Here is a 19,813-nt window from a genome sequence, read left to right as displayed (position 1 = left end):
AGCCGATCCTGGTCCAGGGGATCGAGCCGGGCGGCCAGCTGACCACCACCACGGACGTAGAAAACTGGCCCGGCGAAACGGAAATCCAGGCGGCATGGATCACCGCCAGCGGGTCGCCCGGCTCCACGGTGGCGCCCAATGGGACGACCTTGGTCAGGCCCACCGCCGGGTCCACCCGGTCGGTCTCGACCTGCCGCCCACCGCCAAGGGCCACCACGGCAAATCCCAGCGCCTCGCCGTCGATGGCGGCCACCTGTCCGGCACGCGGCGCGGTGACCTCGCCCACCACGGGGGCGCGGGGCAGATGCGTGCGCCAGTCGGAGTCCATGTCCGGCGGGCCGCCGAGGCTGTGGGTCATGGCCGCGAAAAGCTCCATCGCGTGGCCGCTGGAAATCGCATCCGCGACACGGGTCTGTGCGGCGTCCTCGGCCTCGCCCGTCAGTGCCAGAACCCGCGCACAAAGCGCCACGGTCAGGTCATGCAGGCGCGGGGCGGCGGCGCGGTTGCCCGACAGAACCTCCATGCAGAGGGCCACCTCGACCGCATTGCCCAGCGCCGGGGCCAGCGGTTGCGCCATGTCGGTGAGGAAGGCCGCGGTGGATGTCCCGGCCGCGTTGGCGGTATCGCACAGCGCATGGGCCAGCGCGCGGGCCTCTTGCGCGCTTTTCATGAAGGCGCCCGCGCCGCATTTGACGTCGAGCACCAGTCCGTCCAGCCCGGCGGCCAGCTTCTTGGACAGGATCGAGGCGGTGATGAGGTCCACGCTCTCCACCGTCGCGGTGACATCGCGGATGGCATAAAGGCGGCGGTCGGCAGGGGCGATGTTGCCCGTGGCGCTGACGATGGCACAGCCGATATCCGCCGTGATGGCGCGAAAGCGCGCCGCGTCCACGGTTGTGGACAGGCCCGGGATCGCCTCGATCTTGTCCAGCGTGCCGCCGGTGTGCCCCAGCCCCCGGCCCGAGACCATGGGCACGAAGACGCCGCAGGCCGCCAGCGCGGGCGCCAGGATCAGCGAGACGCAATCGCCCACGCCGCCCGTGGAATGCTTGTCCATCAGCGGGCCGGGCAGATCCCAGCCCAGCACGTCGCCGCTGTCGCGCATGCCCAGTGTCAGCGCCACGCGCCCCGCCTCGCCCAGGCCGTTGAGGCAGGCGGCCATGGCAAAAGCCCCGGCCTGGGCATCGGAGACGGCGCCTGTCGCCAACCCCTTGGCGAACCAGGTCAGTTCCTCGCGGTCCGGGCTTTGCCCCTTGCGCAGCTTCAGGATGATGGCACGGGCGTCCAAACGCTCAGCTCCGGCTCATCTGGTGGCTGTCGAACTTGCCGGGCAGCATTCCGGCGATGGTGGTTTCAACCGTCGCGCCCTGCGTCGTGGCCAGCGTGACAGGCACGTCACCGGCCCCGAATTCGGCCAGTTTCTGGCGGCAGCCGCCGCAGGGCGAAACCGGCACCGGGCTGTCGGCGATCACCGCGACCTCGGCGATCGCGGTCTCGCCGGCGGCGACCATGGCAGCGATGGCCCCGGCCTCAGCGCAGGTGCCTTCGGGATAGGCCACGTTTTCCACGTTCACGCCGCGATAGACCGCGCCGCTGGCCGCGCGGATCGCGGCCCCGACCTTGAAGTTGGAATAGGGCACATAAGCGTTTTCACGCACGGCGCGGGCGTCATCGACAAGTGGCATTGGGCATCCCTCCGGACCCCAGATTGGGATGGCGGCCGAAGGGATGCAAGCCTTGGCGTGTGCCCGGCCGCGCATTCGGATTTGCAAGACGGGGCCTGTTGATGCTTGATGGACCGGTGCAGGGACCCCGCGCCGCCGGGACTGCTGTTTAACATTAAACAAAAACAGAACCGACCAGAACATGACACGGGGCACGCCATGGCCGACAAGACCGAGACCTCGCTGCGCGACGCCGCGCTCGCCTATCACCGGGACCCCAAGCCCGGCAAACTGGAGATCCGCGCCACCAAGCCGCTGGCCAATGGCCGCGACCTGGCCCGCGCCTATTCGCCCGGCGTGGCCGAGGCCAGCCTCGAGATCAAGGCCGACCCGGCAACCGCGCTCGACTACACCGCGCGGGGCAACCTGGTGGCGGTGGTCTCGAACGGCTCGGCGGTGTTGGGGCTGGGCAACATCGGGGCGCTGGCCGCCAAGCCGGTGATGGAGGGCAAGGCCGTCCTGTTCAAGAAGTTCGCCGGGATCGACTGTTTCGACATCGAACTGAACGAACCGGACCCAGAGAAAATGGCCGAGATCGTCTGCGCGATGGAACCGACCTTCGGGGCGATCAACCTTGAGGATATCAAGGCGCCCGACTGTTTCATCGTCGAACAGATCTGCCGCGCACGGATGAACATCCCCGTCTTTCACGACGACCAGCACGGCACGGCCATCGTCGTCGGCGCGGCGGCCACCAACGCGCTGCGTGTTGCCGGCAAGTCCTTCGAGGACATCAAGGTCGTCAGCACCGGCGGCGGGGCCGCGGGCATCGCCTGCCTGAACATGCTGCTCAAACTAGGAGTGCGGCGCGAGAACGTCTGGCTGTGCGACATCGAGGGTCTGGTCCACGAGGGCCGAGAGACGGACATGACCCCGCAAAAGGCCGCCTATGCCCAGGGCACCGCCCCGGCGACGCTGGACGAGGTCATAGACGGGGCCGACCTGTTCCTGGGCCTGTCCGGGCCGGGCGTGCTGAGCGCGGACATGGTGCGCCGGATGGCCGAGCGCCCGATCATCTTCGCCCTGGCCAATCCCACGCCCGAGATTCTGCCCAAGGCCGCGCGCGAGGTGGCCCCGGATGCCATCATCGCCACGGGCCGCAGCGATTTTCCCAACCAGGTCAACAATGTCCTGTGCTTTCCCTTCATCTTTCGCGGGGCGCTGGACGCCGGCGCGACCGAGATCAACGACGCCATGCAGATCGCCTGCATCGAGGGCATCGCGGACCTGGCGCGCCAGACCACCAGCGCCGAGGCCGCGCGCATCTACCAGGGCGAACACCTGACCTTCGGGGCCGATTACCTGATCCCCAAGCCCTTTGATCCGCGGCTGTCGGCGGTGGTCTCCAGCGCCGTGGCCCGGGCAGCACAGGAAACTGGCGTGGCCACCCGGCCCATCGCCGATATCGAGGCCTACAAGCAGAAGCTCAACGAAAGCGTCTTCAAATCGGCGCTGCTGATGCGGCCGGTCTTCGAGGCCGCGGGCCAGGCCGCCCGCCGCATCGTCTTTGCCGAGGGCGAGGACGAACGCGTGCTGCGCGCCGCGCAGGCCATCCTGGAAGAGACCCCGGAGAAGCCCATCCTGATCGGCCGCCCCGAGGTCATCGAGGCGCGCTGCGAACGCGCCGGGCTGGTGGTGCGCCCGGGCCGCGACTTCGAGATCGTGAACCCCGAGAACGACCCCCGCTACCGCGATTACTGGGGCACCTATCACCAGATCATGGCGCGGCGCGGCGTCACCCCCGACCTGGCCCGCGCCATCATGCGCACCAACAACACCGCCATCGGCGCGGTCATGGTGCAGCGCGGCGAGGCCGACAGCCTGATCTGTGGCACATTCGGCGAATACCGCTGGCATCTCAACTATATCACCCAGGTTCTGGGCCACGGCAGCTATCGCCCGCACGGGGCGCTTTCCATGATGATCCTGGAGGACGGCCCGCTGTTTCTGGCCGACACGCATGTCTGGTCCCTGCCCAGCCCCGAGAACCTGGCCGAGGTCGCCCTGGGGGCCGCCCGCCATGCCCGGCGCTTCGGGGTGGAGCCCAAGATCGCCTTCTGCTCACAATCGCAGTTCGGCAACCAGGCCGAAGGCTCGGGCAAGCGCCTGCGCGAGGCCCTGGCCCTGCTCGACGCGATGGAGACCGATTTCCAGTACGAGGGCGAGATGAATGTCGACGCCGCGCTGGACCCGGAATTGCGCGCGCGCCTTTTGCCCGGCGGGCGGCTGGACGGGGCGGCCAACGTGCTGATCTTCGGCCATGCCGATGCCGCCTCGGGGGTGCGCAACATCCTCAAGTCCAAGGGCGGCGGGCTGGAGGTCGGGCCGATCCTGATGGGCATGGGCAACCGCGCGCATGTGGTCACGCCGGGGATCACGGCGCGCGGATTGCTGAACATGGCCGCGATTGCCGGCACACCGGTGCAGCACTACGGGTGATTCCCCCGCACCGGAGATTTGCAGATTTGCAGGCCCGCATGGGGATTTACCCCAGGCGGGCGGAAATCAGCGACTTTGCAAAAATGGCCGTAGCATAGGCCTCGGTTCTGCAAATATTTTGCGTCCGATTGCCACGTGCTGGCGCCAACAGGCTTGCCGCAGGGCCACCCCCTGCCCTATCCCTTTGCAACGCATGAGGAGGAAGCACACCATGGGATACCGCGAGGTCTACGAGGGCTGGAAGGCCGATCCGGAGGGGTTCTGGATGGAGGCCGCCCAGGCCATCGACTGGGACGAGGCCCCGAAACAGGCGCTTTTCGACCGGGGCGACCACATCTATGAATGGTTCGCCGACGCCAAGGTAAACACCTGCTGGAACGCCGTCGACCGCCACGTGGAACAGGGCCGCGGCGATCAGACCGCCATCATTCATGACAGCCCGGTCACCCACACCAAGCGCGAGATCTCCTATGTCGAGCTGCGCAACCGCGTGGCCAACCTGGCCGGGGCCCTGCGCGCCAAGGGCGTGGAAAAGGGCGACCGCGTCATCATCTACATGCCGATGATCCCCGAGGCGCTCGAGGCCATGCTGGCCTGCGCGCGGCTGGGCGCGATCCACTCGGTGGTCTTCGGCGGCTTTGCCGCGCACGAACTGGCCGTGCGCATCGACGACGCGCAGCCCAAGGCGATCATCGCCGCCTCCTGCGGGATCGAGCCGGGCCGCGTCGTGCACTACAAGCCGCTGCTGGACGGGGCCATAGACCAGGCCGGGCACAAGCCCGATTTCTGCGTCATCTTCCAGCGCGAACAGGAAGTCGCGCACCTCGAAGAGGGCCGCGACGTCAACTGGCACGGCTTCCAGTATGGTGTGGAACCGGCCGGTTGCGTGCCCGTCGAGGGCAATCACCCGGCCTATATCCTCTACACCTCCGGCACCACGGGGGCGCCCAAGGGCGTGGTGCGCCACACCGCGGGGCACCTGGTGGCCCTCAACTGGACCATGAAGAACATCTACAACGTCGACCCCGGCGAGGTCTTCTGGGCCGCCTCGGATGTCGGTTGGGTCGTGGGCCATTCCTACATCTGCTACGCGCCGCTGATCCACGGCAACACCACCGTCGTCTTCGAGGGCAAGCCCGTGGGCACGCCAGACGCGGGCACCTTCTGGCGTGTGATCCAGGAACACAACGTCCGCAGCTTCTTCACCGCGCCCACGGCGTTCCGCGCGGTCAAGCGCGAGGACCCGAAAGGTGAATGCGTCGAGAAATACGACCTGTCCGGCCTGCGCGCGATCTACCTGGCCGGCGAACGCGCCGACCCCGACACCATCGAATGGACCCGGAAGATGACCGGCAAGCCGGTCTACGACCACTGGTGGCAGACCGAAACGGGCTACACCATCGCGGGCAACCCGGTGGGCATCGAGCCGCTGCCGGTCAAGCTGGGCAGTCCCACCGTTCCCATGCCAGGCTACGACATCCAGATCCTGGGCGAGGACGGCACCCCGCTGCCCGCTGGCGAGCTGGGCGCCATCGCGGTCAAGCTGCCACTGCCGCCGGGCACCCTGCCGACGCTGTGGAACGCCGCGGACAGGTTCCGACAATCCTACCTCGCCACCTTCCCGGGCTACTACGAGACCGGCGACGCGGGCATGATCGACGAGGACGGCTATGTCTGGATCATGGCGCGCACCGACGATGTCATCAACGTGGCCGGCCACCGGCTGTCCACCGGCGGCATGGAGGAAGTGCTGGCCAGCCACCCGGACGTGGCCGAATGCGCAGTGATCGGGGTCAGCGACGACTTGAAGGGCCAGTTGCCACTGGGGTTCCTGTGCCTGTCCAAGGGGGTGGAGCGCCCGCACGCGGAGATCGTCAAGGAATGCGTCACCCTGGTGCGCGAGCGCATCGGCCCCGTGGCGGCCTTCAAGCTGGCCGTGGTGGTGGACCGCCTGCCCAAGACACGGTCGGGCAAGATCCTGCGCGGCACCATGGTCTCGATCGCCGATGGCAAGCCATACAAGATGCCCGCCACCATCGACGACCCGGCCATCCTCGACGAGATTTCCGAGGCCCTGGCAACAATCGGGTATCCCAGGGGGTGACGGCGCCGGGCAACACGCTATCTTTGGTGTCATGAAGGGGGTCGTCGTCTTGCTGCTCGCTGTGCTCGCCGGACCCCCGGGACGGGCCGACATGCTGATCGAGGATTTCACCGAGGACCCCACCGCGCGCTGGTCCTTCTTCACCGACCGCGTCATGGGCGGCCGGTCCGAGGGGCAGGCCGTGATCGGCGGGCCCCCGCCGCATCTGCACCTGAGCGGCACCGTGAGCACCGCCAACAATGGCGGCTTCATCCAGGCGCGGCATCCGCTGGACGGCCTGCCGGCGGATACGACCACGCTGACCCTGGGCGCGCGCGGCGACGGCCAGACCTACTACATCCACCTGCGCAGTACGGCAACGCGCCTGCCCTGGCAGTTCTATCAGGCCAGTTTTACCGCGCCGCGCGACTGGGCCGATGTCACCGTACCTCTGAGCCGGTTCACCGCCTCGGGCGGGGGCCTGCCGCCGCTGGAGGCGGCCGATGTCCGGTCGGTCGCGCTTGTGGCCTATGGCCGCGACCATCAAGCCGACCTGCGGGTGTCGCATATCCGCGCCGACTGAAACCGGGACGGCGGGCGGGGCGTCCTTGCCGGGCCCGCCCGGCAAGGAGCGGCGGCCGGCGGCCTCAGGCGAACTGTTCGCGGATCAGCCGTTCCTCCAGCCCGTGGCCCGGATCGAACAGCAACCGGTGCTGCACGTCCTCGGCCGACTGAATGCGCACCTCGGCCACGTCGGGCACGGATTTGCCATCGGCATCGGCCATGACCGGGCGCCGCTCCGGATCGACCACCTCGAATGTGACCCGCCCTTCCTTGGGCAGCAGCGCGCCGCGCCAGCGCCGGGGCCGGAAGGCCGCGACCGCCGTCAGGGCCAGGACATCCGACCCGATGGGCAGGATCGGCCCGTGGGCCGAGTAGTTGTAGGCGGTGGACCCGGCCGGCGTGGCCACCAGCGCGCCGTCGCAGACCAGTTCGGCCATGCGCAGCTTGCCATCGACGTGGATGCGCAGCTTCGCCGCCTGCGGCCCCGCGCGCAGCAAGGAGACCTCGTTGATCGCCAGGGCGTCATGGGTCGTGCCATCCGCGCAGGTCGCCTGCATCCGCAGCGGGTTGATCACCTCTTCCTCGGCCGCCGCCAGGCGCGCGGGCAGGCCGGTCTCGGCGTATTCGTTCATCAGAAAGCCCACGGTGCCCCGGTTCATGCCGTAGACCGGCGCATCCAGATGCTGGGTCCGGTGCAGCGTGTGCAACATGAAGCCATCGCCGCCCAGGGCCACGATGACATCGGCGTCGGACTCCTCTACCGCGCCGTAGCGCTGGGCCAGCGCCGTGGCGGCCTGTCGGGCGATGGGCGCATCGCTGGCAACGAAGGCGAGCTTGGGGGCCATGGGTCCGTCCCTTGTCTGTCGCCTCCCTTGTCCGATGCGCCGGCGGGAAAGGCAATCCCCCCGGCAATCCCGCGCACGGATACCGCGATCGGACGCCAACGGTCCGGCCTGCGTCGCTTTGGGCCTTTCCCGTCGCGGATTTGCCCCATATCAAGCCCACAAGCAGATATTGGCCGGAAACGGACCGGCGCCCGCCAAGGAGGACCACCATGACCCATTCGACCAGCCCCGACCCCTTCTTCACCGAGCCGCTTTCGTCGCGGGACCCCGAGGTCTGGGGGGCGATCGACAAGGAGCTCGGGCGGCAGCGTCACGAGATCGAGCTGATCGCCAGCGAGAACATCGTCTCGGCGGCGGTGCTCGAGGCGCAGGGGTCGGTCATGACCAACAAGTATGCCGAGGGCTACCCGGGCCGACGCTACTACGGCGGCTGCCAGTTCGTCGACATCGCCGAGACCCTGGCCATCGAGCGCGCCTGCCAGCTCTTCGGCTGCGACTTCGCCAACGTCCAGCCCAACTCGGGCAGCCAGGCCAACCAGGGCGTCTTCCAGGCCCTGCTGAGCCCGGGCGACACCATCCTCGGCATGAGCCTCGATGCCGGCGGCCACCTCACCCACGGGGCCAAACCGAACCAGTCGGGCAAGTGGTTCAACGCCGTGCAATACGGCGTGCGCGAAAGCGACAGCCGGATCGACTACGACCAGATCGCCGCCCTGGCCGCCGAACACAAGCCGAAGATGATCATCGCCGGCGGCTCGGCCATCCCGCGCCAGATCGACTTCGCCCGCATCCGCGAGATCGCCAACAGCGTCGGCGCCTGGGTGCTGGCCGATGTCGCCCATTTCGCCGGGCTGATCGCGGCCGGCGTCTATCCCGACCCCTTCCCTCATGCCCATGTGGTCACCACCACCACCCACAAGACCCTGCGCGGCCCCCGCGGCGGGCTGATCCTGACCAATGACGCGGATATCGCGAAAAAGGTCAACAGCGCCATCTTCCCCGGCCTGCAGGGCGGGCCGCTGATGCATGTCATCGCCGCCAAGGCCGTGGCCTTCGGCGAGGCGCTGCGCCCGGGCTTCCGCAGCTATCAGGAGCAGGTGATCCGCAACGCCCAGGCCCTGGCCGACCAGCTGGTCAAGGGCGGGCTCGACATCGTCACCGGCGGCACCGACAGCCATGTCATGCTGGTCGACCTGCGCCCCAAGGGCGTAAAGGGCAACGCCACCGAGGCCGCGCTGGAACGCGCGCAGATCACCTGCAACAAGAACGGCATCCCGTTTGATCCCGAAAAGCCCGCCGTGACCAGCGGCATCCGGCTGGGCACGCCCGCCGGCACCACCCGCGGCTTTGCCGAACCCGAGTTCCGCCAGATCGCCGACTGGATCGTCCGGGTCACAGATGGCCTCGCCGCCCAGGGCGAGGACGGCAACGCCGAAACCGAGGCCCGCATCCGGGCGGAGGTCGAAACAATCTGCAAAACCTTCCCGCTCTACCCGGATCTCTAGACCCGCGTCTGCCGTGTGCGCTTGACCTTTCGCGCTGTCTTGTCGGACTTTCTGCGCGCCTGCGCCTTCTTGCGGCGCGGCGGCTGGCCCCTTGCGGATTTCGGGCCATGCCGCACTGTCTTGCCCTCCAGCGAGACAAGCTCGACGATCAATCCACCGGTGTCCGGCGCCGCCTCGTTGAGCTTGACCACGGCCCGTTGCCCCATACCGATGACCTGGCCGGTATCGGCCCCCATCAGGGTCTGGCTGTCCGCGTCATGGTGGAAATACTCGGCGCCAAGATTGCGCATCGGGATCATTGCGTCGGCCCCGGTTTCGTCCAGTTTCACGAAAACCCCGAACCGCGCAATACCGCTGATCCGGCCCGTGAATTCCGACCCGACGCGATCATTCAGATAGGCGGCCAGGTAGCGATCGGTTGTGTCCCGCTCGGCCATCATCGAGCGGCGCTCGGTATTGCTGATATGTTCGGCGGTGCTGTCCAGCTCCTCGATGTCTCCAGGGCTCAGACCATCCTCACCCCAACCATGGGCCGAGACGAGCGCCCGATGCACGATCAGGTCCGAATAGCGCCGGATCGGCGAGGTGAAATGCGCATAGGCCTTCAGGGCCAGCCCGAAATGGCCGAAATTCTCGGGGTTGTAATAGGCCTGCGTCATGGACCGCAGCGTCGCCATGTTGATCAACTCGTTGGTCTCGGTCTCGGCGGCCTGTTCCAGAAGGCGGTTGAGATGCGCGGTCTTGAGAACCTGCCCCTTGGCCAGCGTCAGCCCGCTGGCCCCGGCGACCTCGCGCAGGGTGTCCAGCTTTTCCGGGCTGGGCTCTTCATGCACCCGGAACAACAGGGGTTGGCGCTTGGCGATCAGCGTCTCCGCGGCGGCCACATTGGCCAGCACCATGAATTCCTCGATCATGCGGTGGGCATCCAGCCGGTCCTTGAAGGCCACCTCAGTGACCTTGCCGGCCTCGTCCAGAACGATCTGACGTTCCGGCAGATCCAGCTCCAGCGGCTGACGCTCCGCCCGCGCCTTCACCAGGCTGTCGTAACAGGCAAAAAGCGGCCGGATCACCTCTTCCAACAGGGGGACGACCTTCTCGTCGGGCTCACCGTCCATCCCGGCCTGCACCTGGACATAGCTCAGCGAGGCCGGCGATTTCATCAGCCCGCGCACGAAGCGATGCGAGAGCTTCCTGCCCTCGGCATCGAGCTTCATCTCCACCGCGATGCAGGCCCGTGGCACCCCCTCGTGCAGCGAACACAGATCGCCCGACAGCCGATCGGGCAGCATCGGCACCACGCGATCGGGGAAATAGGTGGAATTGCCACGCTTGCGCGCCTCGCGGTCCAGCGCCGACCCGGGCCGCACGTAATGCGCCACGTCCGCGATGGCGACCCACAGCAGATGACCACCCGCGTTGCCCGGGTCCTCGTCGGGGATCGCGCAGCAGGCATCGTCATGATCACGCGCATCGCTCGGGTCGATCGTGATCAGCGGCAACGCGCGCAGGTCCTCGCGGCCCTGCCGCCCGGCGGGTGTCATCCTGTCCGCCTCGGCGATGACGTCGTCGGGAAAACGGTCCGGGATGCCGTGGTGATGAATCGCGATCAGGCTGACCGCGCGCGGCGCGCTCGGGTCCCCCAGCCGCGAGATCACCCGCGCCTTGGGCAGGCCCATGCGGGTCTTCGGCCCGGCCTGTTCCGCCTCGACCAACTCGCCATCCCGGGCCCCGCCCGACAGGCCCTCGGGCACCAGCCACTCCTTGTCGCTGCCCTTTTCAACGGGCTGTATCCGCCCCCCCTCGCTGCGGGCCTTGTAGACGCCAAGGATGCGCAGGGGATTGGTTCCGATCCGCCGGATCAGCCGCGCCGAATAGGCATGGTCCGCGCCGCGTTCCTCGGTCAGTCGCGCTAGAACCCGGTCGCCCTCGCCCAGCGCCGGATCACTGGCGCGTGGCACCAGAAGAATGCGCGGCTCGGGTCCGTCGCCACCCCATTCCATGGGCCGCGCCAGAAGGTCGCCATCCGTATCCGGCGCCAGAACCTGCAGGACACTGACCGGCGGCAGCTTCTCGGGGTCGCGATAGCTCTTACGGCTCTTGCGCAGCACGCCCTCGTCCTCCAGCTCCTTGAGGAGCCGCTTGAGGTCGATCCTGTCGGCACCCTTGATGCCGAAGGCATTCGCGATATCGCGCTTTGAACTCTGGGTGGGGTTCTGGGAAATCCAGTCGCGGATTTCGGACTTTGAGGGAATACGTGCCATGGCTCACGCCTAGCACGTCACCGCGGGCCACGGCAGGCCTATTGTCTTCTTCTGGCCGGAAATATCCCGGGGGCGTTTGAGGGGGCAGAGCCCCCTCATTCACAAAACAGACCCGCGTGGCGCAGCCACTCCGCTTGGCCGCGGTTCAGCCGAAATAGTCGCGCAGGATCCGGCCATAGATCTCCTTCAACCTCACGATCTCGTCCACGGGCACGCATTCGTCCACCTGGTGCATGGTCTTGCCCACCAGGCCGAATTCCACCACCGGGCAATGGTCCTTGACAAACCGGGCGTCCGAAGTGCCCCCGGTGGTCGACTGTGCCGGCCCCTGGCCTGTCTCGGCCTCGACAGCGCGGCTGACAAGTGTCGAAAGCACCCCCGGTGGGGTCAGGAAACTCTCGCCCGAGATCTTGATCTCCAGGTCGATGCCCACCCCGAAAGCCTCGGCCACCTGCGCCGCCTCGGCACGCAGCCAGTCACTCAGGGTCGCGCCACTGTGCCGGTCGTTGAAGCGGATGTTCACGATCCCGCGGCAGGTGCCCGGGATGACATTCGTCGCGCCGTTGCCCGTCTCGACCGAGACCACCGCCAGGGTCGATGGGTCGAAATGATCCGTCCCCTTGTCAAGCTCCTGCCCGGCCAGCCTGTCCATCAAGCGCACCATGGCCGGCAGCGGGTTCCGGGCGCGGTGCGGATAGGCGGCGTGCCCCTGCTTGCCGGTCACCGTCACCCAGGCGCTCATGGAGCCGCGGCGCCCGATCTTGATCGTGTCGCCCAGCGTCTCCAGGCAGGTCGGCTCGCCCACGAGGCAGACATCCATGCGCTCGCCCTTGCCCTCCATCCAGTCCAGAAGCGCCCTGGTCCCGTCCCGGCCGGGGCCTTCCTCGTCCCCCGTGATGGCCAGGATCACGGCGCCATCGGGCGGCGCGGCCGTCACCAAGTCCACCGCGGCGGCGGCAAAGGCGGCCACTGCCGATTTCATGTCCGTCGCCCCGCGCCCGTAGAGCACGCCCTTGCGCTGCGCGGCGCCAAAGGGGTCGACGCTCCAGTCCGCAGGGTCACCCACGGGAACGACATCGGTATGTCCGTTGAACCCAAAGCTCCGGGCCGCGCGTTTCGGCCCCCAGCGGGCAAAGAGGTTCGGCACACCGTTCCGGTCGACACGGACGGTCTCGAACCCCGCCTGCGACAAGAGCTCGTCAAGCAGCACCAGCGCCCCGCCGTCCTCGGGCGTGACGCTGGGACAGCGGATCAGATCCGCGGTCAGTTTCACCGGATCAATGGTCATGGCGTGCCCTCCCGATGGCCCCACAGCAGCACGAGGGATAGATCGCCACCGTCGTCCCGTGTCAAGGTTTGCAGGATCATCCGCCCGCGCTAGCTCGGCTCATCCTCGCCGAAGAACGGCGTGATCTGGGCCACGACGACGCTGTTCTCGTCCAGCGCGCGCTGCATCAGCTCGGCCTCGTCGGCCTCGATCTCATGCCCCTCGGCCTCGCGCTCGGCCCTTGTGCCATAGCCACTGACATCAAGCGGGGCCATGTCGGCCTGCTTTAGGATTGCCACGGTTTCGCGCACCGCCTCGGCCTCGTCCACGCCGCTGGCATAGCACATCAGGGCCGCGCCGGTGCTGCCCTCGGGCAAGCCGTCACCGGCACACCGCCCGACCTCGACCAGCAGGGTATAGACCTGTTGCTTGCGGGGTGTCTTCTCAGCCATCTTCGGCCTCCTTGTCCTGCCAGCGCGACCGCGCCGCCCAGAGCGACGAGATGATCAGCACCCCCTGCACGGGGATGAACCCCAGCGCCACCAGCGCCGCGATCACCGCCCCGCGCGGCATCTCGAGCGCCGCAACCAGGCCCCGGAACGGTCCAAAGGCCAGCGCGAAGACCGCGACGAGGCAGGCCGCGTCCAGCGCCACCGGCCCCCAGGCCGCCAGCCATCCGGGCCGGACCCCCGCCGCGATCCGACGCTTTGCCAGGATCCGGCTGATCAGCATCAATCGCGCAGCAATTCGTTGATGCCGGTTTTCGACCGGGTTTGTGCATCGACCCGTTTGACGATCACGGCGCAGTAGAGGTTGAGGTTGTTCTTGGTCGGCATGGAGCCGGAGACCACCACGGAATAGGGCGGCACCTCGCCCATGAAGACCTCGCCCGTCTCGCGGTCGACGATCTTGGTGGACTTGCCGATGAACACGCCCATGCCCAGGACCGAGCCCTCGCGCACGATACAGCCCTCGACCACCTCGGAACGGGCCCCGATGAAGCAGTTGTCCTCGATGATGGTCGGACCGGCCTGCATGGGTTCGAGCACGCCCCCGATGCCGACGCCGCCCGAAAGGTGGACGTTCTTGCCGATCTGCGCGCAGGAGCCGACCGTCGCCCAGGTGTCGACCATGGTTCCCTCGTCGACGTAGGCGCCGAGGTTGACGAAGGATGGCATCAGCACGACGCCAGGCGCGATATGAGCGGACTTGCGCACCACGCAGTTGGGCACGGCGCGGAAGCCCGCGGCGCGCCACTGCTCGTCGCCCCAGCCCTTGAACTTGCTGTCGACCTTGTCCCACCAGCCGCCGCCCTGCGGGCCGCCATCCTGCTGTGCCATGTCCTTGATGCGGAACCCCAGAAGCACGGCCTTCTTGGCCCACTGGTTCACGTGCCAGTCGCCGTTGTCCTGCCGCTCGGCCACGCGCAACTGGCCGCTGTCGAGGGCGTTCAGCGTATCCTCGATGGCCTCGCGGGTTTCGCCGGTGGTGCTGGGCGTGATCTGGTCGCGGGTTTCCCAGGCGGCTTCGATGGCGGTTTCAAGCTGGGCGTTGGACATGGGGCACTCTCCGATGCGGGTTTCGGTTTCCCGCGCAATAGCCTTTGCCGGCGGCTTCGGCAATCGCCCCGTGACCGGCTGTCATTGGACAAGGTGCGCGAAGCCTGCCATCACCAAGCGGATCGAGCCCGAGGAGCCGCGCCATGACCGACGACCACCGCCACCACCCGTTCCGCTATTCCGGCGAGGACCGCGAGGTGCTTGAGCATGTGCCCGACACGCCGCAGACCCGATCGTCCGCTTATCGGCTGGCCTTCACTGACAACGATTTCATGTGCCGTGACGAGTTGCGGCCCGTGCGGCTGCAACTGGAACTGCTCAAGCCCGACCTGAAGATGAACGAGGCCGGGGTGAAGTCCACCATCGTGCTGTTCGGCGGGGCCCGCATTCCCGAACCCTCACGCAAGGACAGCGCCCGGACAGAGACGCTTGCCGACCTGTCGCAATACTACGACGCGGCGCGGACCTTCGCGCGGCTGATGACGGAACAATCGGTGGCCGAGGGCGGGCTGGAGAACGTCATCGTTACCGGCGGCGGCCCCGGCGTGATGGAGGCGGGCAACCGGGGCGCCGCCGACGCGGGCGGGGTCAGCATCGGGTTGAACATCGTGCTGCCGCACGAACAGGCCCCGAACGAATACGTCACGCCGGACCTGTGCTTCAACTTCCATTACTTCGCGATCCGCAAGATGCACTTCCTGATGCGCGCACGGGCGATCTGCATCTTTCCAGGCGGATTCGGCACCATGGACGAAATGTTCGAAACCCTGACCCTGATCCAGACCGGCCGGATGGAGAAGATCCCCTTCCTGCTGTTCGGGCGGCATTTCTGGGAAAGGATCATCAACTGGGAGGCGCTGGCCGAGGCCGGAACGATCTCGGACGCGGATCTTGACTTGTTCCGCTACGTCGAGACGGCCGAAGACGCGGTGGCCTGTCTGGAAACCTGGGACGGAGCTGGCGAGAAACGTGACGCGATTCCGGGCAGGTAGCCCCGTGCCCCGGCTACGGGTCAGTCACGCGCCAGGCCCGCCTCGGCCGCGATTTCCTTGCGCGACTTGCGCGCACGTTCCGTGGCCGATTTCAACTGACCGCAGGCCGCCATGATATCCTCGCCGCGGGGGGTGCGGATGGGGCTGGCATAGCCCGCCTTGTAGACGATATCGGCAAAACTCGCGATGCGATCCCTATCCGAGCGTTCATAGGGGGCGCCGGGCCATTCGTTAAAGGGGATCAGGTTGATCTTGGCCGGAATCCCCTCGATCAGCTTGACCAGCCGCCGGGCATCCTCGTCACTGTCGTTCACGTCCTTGAGCATCACGTATTCAAAGGTGATGCGCTCGGAATTCGACACCTTGGGATAGGCCTTGAGCGCCTCGAGCAGGGCCTCGATGTTCCACTTTCGATTGATCGGCACCAGTTTGTCGCGCACCTCGTCCGTGGTCGCGTGGAAGGACACCGCCAGCTGACAACCGATTTCTTGGGCGGTCTTGGCGATCTCGGGGACGATGCCACTGGTCGACAATGTGATCCTGCGGCGCGACAGGGCGATGCCCTCGCCATCCATGGCGATCTTCATGGCGTCGCGGACGTTTTCAAAGTTGTAAAGCGGCTCGCCCATGCCCATCAGCACGATGTTGGACAGCAGGCGCGGGCCGTTTTCTCCTGTGCCCTGCCCCGGTTCGGGCCATTCGCCCAGATCGTCGCGCGCCATCATGACCTGGCCGATGATTTCACCCGCGGTGAGGTTGCGCACAAGTTTCTGTGTGCCCGTGTGGCAGAAAGAACAGGTCAGCGTGCAGCCCACCTGGGACGAGATGCACAGCGTGCCCCGGTCCTCCTCGGGGATGTAGACGACCTCGACCTCGTGCCCGCCAGCGATGCGAACAAGGTACTTGCGGGTGCCATCGGCGCTGACGTTTTTCGAGACAAGCTCGGGCAGGTCGATCACGAAATGCTCGGCCAGGCTGGCGCGGAAGTCCTTGGCGAGGTTCGTCATCTGCGCGAAATCGCGCACGCCCCAGTGATAGACCCACTGCCAGATCTGGTTGACCCGCATCTTGGCCTGCTTTTCCGGCGTGCCCATGGCGACAAGCGCATCGCGCAAGCCGGGCCGTGTCAGGCCGACGATATTGGTCGGGCCATCCTCGGGCAGTTGCCGCTTGATGGTCAGAACGTCCTGCGTGATCGGGGCCGGGGCCGACATCATGGGGCTCGCATCCTTGGGGTCAGGTGGGCCTGATATAGGAGCGGCGCGTCGATTCCAAAGAAAATCCGTTCTGCCTCTCGACATAACTATAAACCTAGTTTTATAACTATCTCCAAAGGAGTCGAATCATGCAAAACGAAGAAGCCAGCCAGGGGTTCGCCGCCATGGGATCGGAGGCGCGGCTTGACGTGTTGCGTTGTCTGGTTCGGGCCGGCCCCGATGGCCTGACCATCGGCGCAATCCAGACCCGCACCGGGATCGCGCCCTCGACCCTCGCCCATCACCTGAAATTCCTGACCGCCGCCGGGCTTGTCGCCCAGCAAAAGCAGGGCCGCAGCGTGATCAACCGCGCGGATTTCGACCGGCTCGAGGCCCTGGCCGATTTCATCCTGAACGAATGCTGCGCCGACGAGACAAGAGAGGTTGCCAACAATGGCTGATACCGGACTGATCGAGCGGCGCGGGCCGCGCCCGCCCGACCGGATGAAAAGCGTCTGGGCGGTGACCGCGCTGGTGCTGGTGACACTGGCGGTGCTGGACCCGCAGCAACTGCGGCCAACGCTGGAATTCGCGCTCTCGGCCCTTGGGCGGACCGCACCCTATATCGTCTTTGCCGTGATCCTGATCGCGGGGCTCAAGGCAACGGGCTCGGAAACGCTGGTCTCGCGGGCCTTCGAGGGGCGCGAGGTGCAGGCGATTTTCATGGCCGCTGTCTTTGGCGGGTTGGCACCCTTCTGTTCGTGCCAGGTCATCCCCTTCATCGCGGCGCTGATCGTCGCCGGGGCGCCGCTTTCGGCGATCATGGCCTTCTGGCTGGCCTCGCCGCTGATCGACCCGCCGACGCTGCTGATCACCGCCGCGGCCCTGGGCTGGCCCTTCGCCATCGCCAAGGCCGTCGCGGCCATCGGTGTCGGCCTCATGGGCGGCTTCGTCGTGCGGGCCCTGACCCGTGCCAGACATCTGACAAATGTGGCTCGCCAGAAGAAGAGCTGCGGCACCTGCTGCTCTTCGGCGCCCAAGACCGAGGCCCGCCCCGTCTGGCGATTCTGGCAGGAGGCGGACCGCCGCGCCACCTTCCGCGGCGAGCTTCTGGACAACGGGATGTTCCTGCTCAAGTGGCTCGCCCTGGCCTATGTGCTCGAGTCGCTCCTGATCACCTATATCCCCGCCGAGGCTGTCGCCGGTGTGGTGGGGGGCGAGGGCCTTCTGCCGATCGTGATCTCGGCCTTCGTGGGCATGCCCGCCTACCTGAACAGCTATGTCGCCCCGCCGCTGCTGGCGGGCCTGACCGAGCAGGGCATGACCGCCGGCGCCGCGATGGCCTTCATGGTGGCCGGTGCGATCAGTTCCGTGCCCGCGATGGCCGCGGTCTGGGCGCTGGTGGTGCGGCGTGTCTTCGCGCTCTACCTTGCGCTTGGACTCGGCGGGGCCGTCCTGTCCGGGGTGCTGTTCCAGCTGGTCGCCTGACAGCCAGACGCGCCTGGCATGAAACAGGAAAGGCGGGCGGCATGCGTCCGCCTTCCAAACGTGTCACGCCATGCGGCCTCTCTAGCCAGAGCAGCGGCTTTCCGCCTCTTCCACCGCTGCCGTGAAGCCCAGCAGGGAAAAGGTATGCACCACCTGCGTTCCACGGCCCGATTCGCCGGACACCTCGGCCTCGGCCCCGCGCTTCATCGCCGCGACGATCGCGGCGTCATCCTCTGGCGAAGCCGCCCAGGCCCATTCACCCTCGGTGAACAACTCGAAGCTGTCGCTGCCGATCTCGAGGCTGACGGTCGAGCCTTCGTCAAAGGGATAGCCCCCGTTATAGCTGACCTGCCCTTCGACACCGTCGGCGGGCTGGTAGGAGACGAAGAAGAGGACTTCGCCCGTGCTCGCCGACACCGGGTCGCCGTCACGAAAGAACTCTTCGGCCTTGGGCGCGGAGACCCCCCAGCACTGCACCGGATCCTCCTCGACAAAGACCGACCAGTCGGTGTTCGCCGCCACCCTGTTGGAGCTTTCCTCCTGGGCCAATGCCGCGGAACTGATGAAAAAGGCCGCTGCCACGGCCAGGCCGCGCGATAGTGGTGAAATCATGTCTACAGCCTCCAAGCTGTCCTTGCCTCTGGTCTGACCAATCCCCGGTGCCTTGTGCCCGCACCTTTTCTGCTGGATCGGGTCAAATCAACTCGATACCCCTGACCGTAGCAAGAAAAAGCCAGGATGGGAATTCCCCTGTTTTCGGTATGCAAGGCGCGCAACACGCGCAGGGAAGGAGCGACATGGCACAAGCGGAACAGCTGGTCGAAATTTGGCGCGGCGGGCTGCTGGAAAGCGTCCACCAGGGCCATGCGGTGATCTGCGACGCGCAGGGCCAGATCGTCGACGCCTGGGGCGATCCGGGCCATGTCACCTATCCGCGATCCTCGGCCAAGATGATCCAGGCCCTGCCGCTGGTCGAGACCGGCGCGGCCCGGGCGGCCGGACTGACCACCGAGCACCTCGCGCTGGCCTGCGCCTCGCATTCGGCGGCGCATATCCATACCGACCGGGTGCGCGACTGGCTGGCGGCCATGGATCTGGAGGACAGGGCCTTCCTGTGTGGCCCGCAAGCCCCGCGCGACCGGGAGGCCGAGGTCGAGATGATCCGCGCCGGGCAAAGCCCCTGCCGCTATCACAACAACTGCTCGGGCAAGCACTGCGGGTTCCTCGCCGTGTCGCGGCATCTTGGCGCGGGGCCGGATTACCTGGCCATCGACCACCCGCTGCAGGTCGCGATCAAGGCGGGGTTTGAAGAGGTGACCGGGGCCGAGAGCCCGTGCTGGGGCATCGACGGCTGTTCGGCCCCCAACCACGCCACGACTGTCCACGCCATGGCCCGCGCCATGGCCCGTTTCGCCAGCGCGCAGGATCGGTCGGACACACGCTCGAGGGCCATGGTCACCCTGCGCGCGGCGATGATGCGCCACCCCGAGCTGGTCGCGGGCGAAGGCCGCGCCTGCACCCGGCTGATGCGCGCCGCCGGGGGCAGGGCCGCGGTCAAGACCGGGGCCGAGGGCTTTTTCATTGCCATCCTGCCCGGGCTGGGTATGGGCATTGCGCTGAAAATCTCCGACGGGGCAACCCGCGCCGCCGAATGCGCGATGGCGGCCCTTCTGGTGCGGCTCAGTGTCGTCGAGGCGACCAACCCGGAGGTTCGTGCCTACCTGAACCCGGATATCACCAACTTCGCCGGGCAGGTTACGGGGGAGATGCGCCCGGCGCCGGCGCTTTCGGAACGGCCGCGCGCGTGAGCGCGCGGGGGGCCGACGCGCCGCCTGCGAAGCGGCGAATTCCACCCCCGCGGTTCCCTGCATGAACAGCAGCGCGGGCACG

At 67.2% G+C, this 19,813-nt stretch carries 18 protein-coding genes; 8 read left to right on the top strand and 10 right to left on the bottom strand.

The features are described from left to right. Positions 1-1,288, bottom strand: a 1,288-nt coding sequence (locus tag ACH107_RS19730; RefSeq protein WP_412507260.1) for a thymidine phosphorylase, incomplete at its 3' end; no start/stop codon positions are given. Between the two features lie 4 nt (positions 1,289-1,292). After that, entirely contained in the window at positions 1,293-1,685 is a 393-nt protein-coding gene (locus ACH107_RS19725) for a cytidine deaminase (protein ID WP_412507259.1), read from the bottom strand. A 198-nt stretch (positions 1,686-1,883) separates the two neighbouring features. Between ACH107_RS19725 and ACH107_RS19720 the strand changes: the two genes are divergently transcribed. The 3 genes from ACH107_RS19720 (at position 1,884) to ACH107_RS19710 (ending at position 6,829) form a co-directional block, all read left to right on the top strand. Next, the gene (locus ACH107_RS19720; RefSeq protein WP_412507258.1) at positions 1,884-4,163 is read left to right on the top strand and encodes an NADP-dependent malic enzyme; all 2,280 of its coding nucleotides are present in this window, start codon (positions 1,884-1,886) and stop codon (positions 4,161-4,163) included. Between the two features lie 211 nt (positions 4,164-4,374). After that, the gene (gene prpE / locus ACH107_RS19715) at positions 4,375-6,267 is read left to right on the top strand and encodes a propionate-CoA ligase PrpE (protein WP_412507257.1); all 1,893 of its coding nucleotides are present in this window, start codon (positions 4,375-4,377) and stop codon (positions 6,265-6,267) included. Positions 6,268-6,316: 49 nt separating this feature from the next. Then, entirely contained in the window at positions 6,317-6,829 is a 513-nt protein-coding gene (locus ACH107_RS19710) for a CIA30 family protein (RefSeq protein WP_412507256.1), read from the top strand. Positions 6,830-6,893: 64 nt separating this feature from the next. Here ACH107_RS19710 and ACH107_RS19705 read toward each other — a convergent pair whose 3' ends face one another. After that, on the bottom strand, positions 6,894-7,655 hold the full coding sequence (locus ACH107_RS19705; protein WP_412507255.1) for an NAD kinase: 762 nt from the start codon (positions 7,653-7,655) through the stop codon (positions 6,894-6,896). A 209-nt stretch (positions 7,656-7,864) separates the two neighbouring features. Between ACH107_RS19705 and glyA the strand changes: the two genes are divergently transcribed. Beyond that, complete coding sequence (gene glyA / locus ACH107_RS19700) at positions 7,865-9,160, top strand: serine hydroxymethyltransferase (protein WP_412507254.1); 1,296 nt, start codon at positions 7,865-7,867, stop codon at positions 9,158-9,160. On the opposite strand, the gene rnr is transcribed toward glyA, so the two are convergent. The 5 genes from rnr to dapD form a co-directional block, all read right to left on the bottom strand. Beyond that, positions 9,157-11,421: a ribonuclease R gene (gene rnr, locus ACH107_RS19695; protein WP_412507253.1), complete on the bottom strand. Its 2,265-nt coding sequence runs from the start codon at positions 11,419-11,421 to the stop codon at positions 9,157-9,159. The genes glyA and rnr overlap by 4 nt on opposite strands. Positions 11,422-11,566: 145 nt before the next feature. Continuing rightward, entirely contained in the window at positions 11,567-12,709 is a 1,143-nt protein-coding gene (dapE, locus tag ACH107_RS19690; protein ID WP_412507252.1) for a succinyl-diaminopimelate desuccinylase, read from the bottom strand. 89 nt (positions 12,710-12,798) lie between these two features. Further along, on the bottom strand, positions 12,799-13,140 hold the full coding sequence (locus ACH107_RS19685) for a hypothetical protein (RefSeq protein WP_412507251.1): 342 nt from the start codon (positions 13,138-13,140) through the stop codon (positions 12,799-12,801). Then, positions 13,133-13,420 carry a hypothetical protein gene (locus ACH107_RS19680; protein ID WP_412507250.1) on the bottom strand — a complete coding sequence of 96 codons (288 nt, stop codon included), beginning with the start codon at positions 13,418-13,420 and terminating at the stop codon, positions 13,133-13,135. Before ACH107_RS19680 ends, ACH107_RS19685 begins: the two co-directional genes overlap by 8 nt. Then, on the bottom strand, positions 13,420-14,247 hold the full coding sequence (dapD, locus tag ACH107_RS19675) for a 2,3,4,5-tetrahydropyridine-2,6-dicarboxylate N-succinyltransferase (protein ID WP_310691345.1): 828 nt from the start codon (positions 14,245-14,247) through the stop codon (positions 13,420-13,422). Before dapD ends, ACH107_RS19680 begins: the two co-directional genes overlap by 1 nt. A gap of 143 nt (positions 14,248-14,390) precedes the next feature. Here dapD and ACH107_RS19670 point away from each other — a divergent pair, with 143 nt between their 5' ends. After that, positions 14,391-15,239: an LOG family protein gene (locus ACH107_RS19670; RefSeq protein WP_310691344.1), complete on the top strand. Its 849-nt coding sequence runs from the start codon at positions 14,391-14,393 to the stop codon at positions 15,237-15,239. A gap of 20 nt (positions 15,240-15,259) precedes the next feature. On the opposite strand, the gene rlmN is transcribed toward ACH107_RS19670, so the two are convergent. Next, complete coding sequence (rlmN, locus tag ACH107_RS19665) at positions 15,260-16,453, bottom strand: 23S rRNA (adenine(2503)-C(2))-methyltransferase RlmN (protein WP_412507261.1); 1,194 nt, start codon at positions 16,451-16,453, stop codon at positions 15,260-15,262. A 131-nt stretch (positions 16,454-16,584) separates the two neighbouring features. Here rlmN and ACH107_RS19660 point away from each other — a divergent pair, with 131 nt between their 5' ends. Beyond that, the gene (locus tag ACH107_RS19660) at positions 16,585-16,896 is read left to right on the top strand and encodes an ArsR/SmtB family transcription factor (protein WP_412507249.1); all 312 of its coding nucleotides are present in this window, start codon (positions 16,585-16,587) and stop codon (positions 16,894-16,896) included. Continuing rightward, positions 16,889-17,923 carry a permease gene (locus ACH107_RS19655; RefSeq protein ID WP_412507248.1) on the top strand — a complete coding sequence of 345 codons (1,035 nt, stop codon included), beginning with the start codon at positions 16,889-16,891 and terminating at the stop codon, positions 17,921-17,923. The genes ACH107_RS19660 and ACH107_RS19655 overlap by 8 nt, the downstream gene beginning before the upstream one ends. 81 nt (positions 17,924-18,004) lie before the next feature. On the opposite strand, the gene ACH107_RS19650 is transcribed toward ACH107_RS19655, so the two are convergent. Continuing rightward, positions 18,005-18,535 carry an invasion associated locus B family protein gene (locus ACH107_RS19650; protein WP_310691341.1) on the bottom strand — a complete coding sequence of 177 codons (531 nt, stop codon included), beginning with the start codon at positions 18,533-18,535 and terminating at the stop codon, positions 18,005-18,007. Positions 18,536-18,720: 185 nt separating this feature from the next. Here ACH107_RS19650 and ACH107_RS19645 point away from each other — a divergent pair, with 185 nt between their 5' ends. Then, the gene (locus ACH107_RS19645; RefSeq protein WP_412507247.1) at positions 18,721-19,731 is read left to right on the top strand and encodes an asparaginase; all 1,011 of its coding nucleotides are present in this window, start codon (positions 18,721-18,723) and stop codon (positions 19,729-19,731) included. The last annotated feature ends 82 nt before the right edge of the window (positions 19,732-19,813 follow it).

Source organism: Roseovarius halophilus (ex Wu et al. 2025) (assembly GCF_047086965.1).
Note: the sequence above shows the minus strand (reverse complement) of the source record. Positions and strands in the feature narration are given on the sequence as shown.

What these genes read in the sequence shown, in the direction of transcription:
- ACH107_RS19660 (WP_412507249.1), top strand. Translation starts at nt 16,585, where the DNA reads ATGCAAAACGAAGAAGCCAGCCAGGGGTTCGCCGCCATGGGATCGGAG.
- ACH107_RS19655 (WP_412507248.1), top strand. Translation starts at nt 16,889, where the DNA reads ATGGCTGATACCGGACTGATCGAGCGGCGCGGGCCGCGCCCGCCCGAC.
- rnr (WP_412507253.1), bottom strand. Translation starts at nt 11,421, where the DNA reads ATGGCACGTATTCCCTCAAAGTCCGAAATCCGCGACTGGATTTCCCAG.
- ACH107_RS19650 (WP_310691341.1), bottom strand. Translation starts at nt 18,535, where the DNA reads ATGATTTCACCACTATCGCGCGGCCTGGCCGTGGCAGCGGCCTTTTTC.
- ACH107_RS19720 (WP_412507258.1), top strand. Translation starts at nt 1,884, where the DNA reads ATGGCCGACAAGACCGAGACCTCGCTGCGCGACGCCGCGCTCGCCTAT.
- ACH107_RS19685 (WP_412507251.1), bottom strand. Translation starts at nt 13,140, where the DNA reads ATGGCTGAGAAGACACCCCGCAAGCAACAGGTCTATACCCTGCTGGTC.
- ACH107_RS19680 (WP_412507250.1), bottom strand. Translation starts at nt 13,420, where the DNA reads ATGCTGATCAGCCGGATCCTGGCAAAGCGTCGGATCGCGGCGGGGGTC.
- glyA (WP_412507254.1), top strand. Translation starts at nt 7,865, where the DNA reads ATGACCCATTCGACCAGCCCCGACCCCTTCTTCACCGAGCCGCTTTCG.
- prpE (WP_412507257.1), top strand. Translation starts at nt 4,375, where the DNA reads ATGGGATACCGCGAGGTCTACGAGGGCTGGAAGGCCGATCCGGAGGGG.
- dapE (WP_412507252.1), bottom strand. Translation starts at nt 12,709, where the DNA reads ATGACCATTGATCCGGTGAAACTGACCGCGGATCTGATCCGCTGTCCC.
- rlmN (WP_412507261.1), bottom strand. Translation starts at nt 16,453, where the DNA reads ATGTCGGCCCCGGCCCCGATCACGCAGGACGTTCTGACCATCAAGCGG.
- ACH107_RS19670 (WP_310691344.1), top strand. Translation starts at nt 14,391, where the DNA reads ATGACCGACGACCACCGCCACCACCCGTTCCGCTATTCCGGCGAGGAC.
- ACH107_RS19725 (WP_412507259.1), bottom strand. Translation starts at nt 1,685, where the DNA reads ATGCCACTTGTCGATGACGCCCGCGCCGTGCGTGAAAACGCTTATGTG.
- dapD (WP_310691345.1), bottom strand. Translation starts at nt 14,247, where the DNA reads ATGTCCAACGCCCAGCTTGAAACCGCCATCGAAGCCGCCTGGGAAACC.
- ACH107_RS19705 (WP_412507255.1), bottom strand. Translation starts at nt 7,655, where the DNA reads ATGGCCCCCAAGCTCGCCTTCGTTGCCAGCGATGCGCCCATCGCCCGA.
- ACH107_RS19645 (WP_412507247.1), top strand. Translation starts at nt 18,721, where the DNA reads ATGGCACAAGCGGAACAGCTGGTCGAAATTTGGCGCGGCGGGCTGCTG.